Raw genomic sequence first — 4,720 nt, forward strand, 5'->3', positions numbered from 1 at the left:
CTACGACGAAAGGAAGAAAATGCTTATAAAACCAAAAGTCACGAGAAGGAAACAACATTGATCTTTAACCCAAAAAGTGTTACCCATGTGGTGAGTCTATTCTGTTACCTATCTAGTGAAACGTTCATCGGAATGAATAAACCCACCCGTTGGGTGGGGTACCAAGTCACAACCCACATCAGGCGTCAGATATAAATAAGAACGCGGGCATTTGAAAAGTCAGATGCCCGCGTTTTTATTTTGTCCCACGATGAATAGAAGGATCATCCGGCGTCGAGTTGGCCTTTGACCAGCACTTTCAGGCGGTTGAGGCATTCGTTGTAGGCCTGTTCGGCCATGAAGCGGGGATAGTCAGGGGAGATGCTCAGGTCGAAAATCAAGACCTCGCCGCCGCCATCGAGATAGGAAAACATCACATTCGGAATAAAGGTCGTCGTATCGTTTAAGAAAATATTGCGGAGGGTGAACTGATTCTTGGTCACCATCGGGGCAACCTCTTCAATAACAAGGGTCGGACCGTAGTGTTCGCGAATTGACGATGTATCGGTCATGATGAGCTGTTCGAGGCTGAATGACTCGCGGATTTTTTCTTTGACGCTGAAGATGTTTATTCCGATCATCACCGAAGCCGAATCGTACGACTCACCATCGGGAATAAAAGCAAACGAATAACCATCGGAAATCGCCGGCTCCATAACCATCACGAAATTGTCCGGCGGGGTCATGATATAGCTGTGATTAGCGCCTTCAAAGAAGGCGGTATTGTTGTCGAGGACTTTGTCATCGTCCTGGGCCGACAGGTTAGCCGCCAGAAGCACCAAAAGCATAAAGGTAATAAGTGTACGCATAGGATAATTATCGGCTCCGGAGGGTGTTTTCCCAAGTTTAATTGCTGGGGGTTGGCAGGTTACGGGTAAATGGTGAAATTTTGCGCGAGGGGCTTGTTTTTTGGCCGGAAACAGCCTATTTTGTCAGCCTGTAAAGTCAACGCGGTTAGACGAAAATTAGCATAAGTCGTTATAAACCAAACAAAACTGAGGTAACTTATGGCAGGTATTGTCGGATACGGTGCGCATCTACCACGGCATCGGATCAAAGTCGAAGAAATTGCCAAAGTGTGGGGAGCCGACGCCCCGAGCTACAAGAAAGGGCTGATGCTTCGCGAGAAGTCGGTCCCGCCGCCGGACATGGACACGATTACGTTGTCGGTCGAGGCTGCCCGTCGGGCGCTCGTCCGGGCCGGGAATATCAATCCGGCGGATATCGGCGCTATATATATCGGTTCGGAGTCTCATCCGTACGCAGTCAAGCCATCCGGTACAACCGTTGCCGAGGCTATCGGGGCCACGCCGGACATTCATTGTGCCGATTTCGAGTTCGCCTGTAAGGCCGGTTCAGAGGCTATGTTTGTCGCGTTGAGCCATGTTGAGGCGAAGCAGATGAAATATGCTCTGGCTATCGCCGCGGATACATCGCAAGGCGCTCCATCGGATGCCCTTGAGTTCTCCGCCGCTGCCGGCGCGGGTGCGTTTATCATGGGCACCGAGAATCTTGTCGCCGAGTGTACCCATACGCACTCATACATGACCGATACCCCGGATTTCTGGCGCAGGGAGCACCAGTTCTATCCGCAGCATGGGGGAAGGTTCACCGGTGAAGAGGCGTATTTCGCTCACACCAAGGGAGCCTCGAACGCGCTTCTGAAGAAGTCCGGTATGAAGCCGAAGGATTTCGCTTACGCGGTGTTTCATCAGCCGAACGGCAAATTCCCGCAGCGCGTGGCGTTTGAGCTTGGTTTCACGCAGGAGCAGATCGATCCGGGATGGCTTTCGCCGACTCTCGGCAACACCTATTCCGGAGCGTCACCGATCGGCCTGACGGCTACTCTGGATGTCGCCAAGCCGGGAGACATGATTTTCATGTGTTCCTATGGCAGCGGCGCCGGGTCCGACGGTTTCATCTGGAAAGTCACCGACCGCATCAACGAAGTTCGTGATCTTGCGGTTCACACCCGAAAACTCTTAAGCGAAAACGTGATTTATGTCGACTACGGCACCTACGCCAAGTACCGTCGCAAAATCCGTAAGAATGATTAGGAGGTGACTGCGATGAGAGAAGTTTGTATTGTCGGAGTCGGAATGAGCCAGTGGGGCGAAGTCTGGAAGAAGTCGCTGCGTGATCTTCACACTGACGCGGCCCTGGCCGCGGTCAAATATGCCGGAGTCGATCATCTTGACAGTCTTTATGTCGGGTGTATGTCCGGCGGTTTGTTTGTCGGACAGGAACATCTCGGTTCCATGCTGACCGATTACATGGGCATGCGTGGTCTTCCGGCCATGCGTGTCGAGTCGGCGTGCGCATCGGGCGGTATGGCAGTCCGCGCGGCTTACATCGAGGTAGCCTCGGGAACATCCGATATCGTCATGGCCTCCGGTGTGGAGAAGATGACGGATGTTTCCGGTGATGACGCTACCTATGCGCTGGCGACGGCTGCTGATCAGGAATTTGAGGTTTTCAACGGCGCTACCTTCCCGGGCTTGTATGCCATGATGGCGCACGCGCACATGGCCAAGTATGGGACGACACGTGAGATGCTTTCGGCGGTCGCGGTGAAGAACCACAAAAACGGCGCCAAGAATCCGGTGGCGCAGTATCCGTTTGAGATAACGATGGAAGGTGTGGCGAAGTCGGTGATGATTGCCGATCCGCTTCACATTCTGGATTGCTCGCCGATTACCGATGGCGCGGCGGCTGTTATTGTTACGACGGTCGATATCGCCAAAAAGCTCGGCAAGCCATATATCAAGATAACCGGTTCCGGTGTCGGTACGGATACGATTCAGTTGGCCCAGCGAGATGATATGACCACAATCAAGGCCGCCACGATAGCTGCCGGTAAGGCGCTGAAGATGGCGGGTAAGAAGATTGGTGATATCAATTTCGCCGAGGTTCACGACTGTTTCACGATTGCCGAGATAGTTGTGGCCGAGTCTATAGGCAAGTATGCGCCCGGCAAGGCCGGCGCGGCGATTCTCGCCGGTGAGACCGCGATTGAGGGCAAGTTCCCGATGAACAGTTCGGGCGGCCTCAAGTCGAAGGGACATCCGGTCGGAGCGACCGGTGTGGCCCAGGTGATCGAAGTCTACAAGCAACTTACCGGCCAGGCTGAGAGCGGTCGCCAGATTCCGGGCAACCCGAAGGTTGGAATGACTCAGAACATGGGTGGTTCCGGTGGATCCTCGGTTGTTCATATCATGGAGGTGGCGTGATGACTATGTTTAGTTCGAGAAACTGGCGTGAGTATCCGCATCGATATAGACTGGAAGCTTCCAAATTCAAAAAGAGCGGCAAGACATATTTCCCGAAGCGCGCGGTGGACCCCGAGACGGGCGACACCGAGCAAGAGATTGTCCGGCTGCCCAATGAAGGGAAGATTGTAACATACACGGTTATTCGCGTGGCTCCGAGCCAGTGGGGCGATATATCGCCCTATGGTCTGGCCATTGTCGAGTTGACCGATGGTACCCGGGTGATGGCCCAGGTGGCGGACTGTAATGTCGATGAGATTAAGATCGGCATGGATGTGCGCATCGAGTTCCGTCGTATTCAGGACGAGGGACATCATGGGGTTATCAGCTACGGCTACAAGTTCGTGCCCAAGTGGTTTTAGGCCACCGGGCCGGAATTTTGGATGAAGGGAACGGGCCGCCAAAAGGCGGCCTGTTTTTTTTGTGGGCGGCAGACGCTTTCATCTGCCCGGCTGGCTCGCAATATGTAATTGACATTATTTCAACAATTACTTAGTGTTTTACTGTTAGCGGGAGGATTTGCTTGAACCGCTCACCTTTGATTCGACAGCATGGCAGATAACTCCGATTAGAGATAAACGATCCTACAGCAAGCTGTGGGGTACCCGTGCTAGGAGTATAATTGTCTATTACGCTTGAGCAACGCGAGTTGCTGGAATTGTTCTGTAAAAAGGCGGATGAGGTGCAGTCATCTTCGATCTTTAGAAACGGGGAATTAAATGTGGGCCTAAATCTGAAGTGGAAGAGAAACGAGCCACTGGTGTGCCGCAGACTGGGCCCAGGGCGTAACGACTTGCTTGGTCTCGTGACGATTGTCCGCCAACTCTATTCCCCAAAGGAGTCCATTTACTTCCGAAGAATTTATAACGTGGTTTTTGAGCATCTTAGCTCCCGAGAAGACATCGGCGCCGAGAAACTTGACCGCGTTAAATCCGCGATGGTCGGCTTCAAAGGCGTCGTATCTGTGGATGCGGCGATTGGGATAAACCTAGGAAACCGAAAACTATCCACCAAGGACATTATAAACATCTGGTTCAATGGTAACATCTTTCACTCTGACCTTTCTAAAGTGAAAATCTACGAGCTTCTTTGGAAATCGCCGGCAGGTCCAATGGCGGATTTTATATTTAGAAGTGCAATAATCAACTTGGCGCATTTAATGGTTTTTTTTAGCGGGTTGATAAGGGCAGAGGTTTTCACTCCCAGCCAACAGAGTACCGAATAGACGTTGCGAAGACGGGTGGCGCGCCCTTTGGGTGGGTTTCTATCTGGGTGGGGGGAACAAGGTACAAACCCAGAACATAGGTTACAGTTTAGACTCATGACATAGGTAACACTTATAATACGGTACAAATCAAGGAGGATTGGTTGTGCCGTGGAAAGAGAGCTGTGTCATGAACGAACGGATGAAG

5 protein-coding genes are annotated in these 4,720 nt (G+C 52.2%); 4 read left to right on the forward strand and 1 reads right to left on the reverse strand.

All coding sequences use genetic code 11. The features are described 5' to 3' along the window. Positions 1-263 precede the first annotated feature (263 nt). Positions 264-848, reverse strand: coding sequence for a hypothetical protein (locus tag AB1483_14245; GenBank protein ID MEW6413613.1), 585 nt, complete (start codon positions 846-848; stop codon positions 264-266). Positions 849-1,046: 198 nt separating this feature from the next. On the opposite strand from AB1483_14245, the gene AB1483_14250 reads away from it, so the two are divergent. From AB1483_14250 to AB1483_14265, 4 genes are all read left to right on the forward strand, one after another. Further along, entirely contained in the window at positions 1,047-2,096 is a 1,050-nt protein-coding gene (locus tag AB1483_14250) for a hydroxymethylglutaryl-CoA synthase (protein ID MEW6413614.1), read from the forward strand. A gap of 12 nt (positions 2,097-2,108) precedes the next feature. After that, positions 2,109-3,269 (forward strand): thiolase domain-containing protein, encoded by a 1,161-nt coding sequence (locus AB1483_14255; protein MEW6413615.1) that lies wholly within the window; start codon positions 2,109-2,111, stop codon positions 3,267-3,269. A 5-nt stretch (positions 3,270-3,274) separates the two neighbouring features. Beyond that, a complete protein-coding gene (locus AB1483_14260; GenBank protein ID MEW6413616.1) occupies positions 3,275-3,670 on the forward strand; it encodes a Zn-ribbon domain-containing OB-fold protein in 396 nt (131 codons plus the stop codon). A 260-nt stretch (positions 3,671-3,930) separates the two neighbouring features. Further along, positions 3,931-4,533: a hypothetical protein gene (locus AB1483_14265; protein MEW6413617.1), complete on the forward strand. Its 603-nt coding sequence runs from the start codon at positions 3,931-3,933 to the stop codon at positions 4,531-4,533. Positions 4,534-4,720: the final 187 nt, after the last annotated feature.

The organism is Candidatus Zixiibacteriota bacterium, from assembly GCA_040756055.1.
Classification (GTDB): domain Bacteria; phylum Zixibacteria; class MSB-5A5; order GN15; family FEB-12.

Coding starts and splice junctions, on each gene's coding strand:
- AB1483_14255 (MEW6413615.1), top strand. CDS start 2,109: ATGAGAGAAGTTTGTATTGTCGGAGTCGGAATGAGCCAGTGGGGCGAA.
- AB1483_14250 (MEW6413614.1), top strand. CDS start 1,047: ATGGCAGGTATTGTCGGATACGGTGCGCATCTACCACGGCATCGGATC.
- AB1483_14260 (MEW6413616.1), top strand. CDS start 3,275: ATGTTTAGTTCGAGAAACTGGCGTGAGTATCCGCATCGATATAGACTG.
- AB1483_14245 (MEW6413613.1), bottom strand. CDS start 848: ATGCGTACACTTATTACCTTTATGCTTTTGGTGCTTCTGGCGGCTAAC.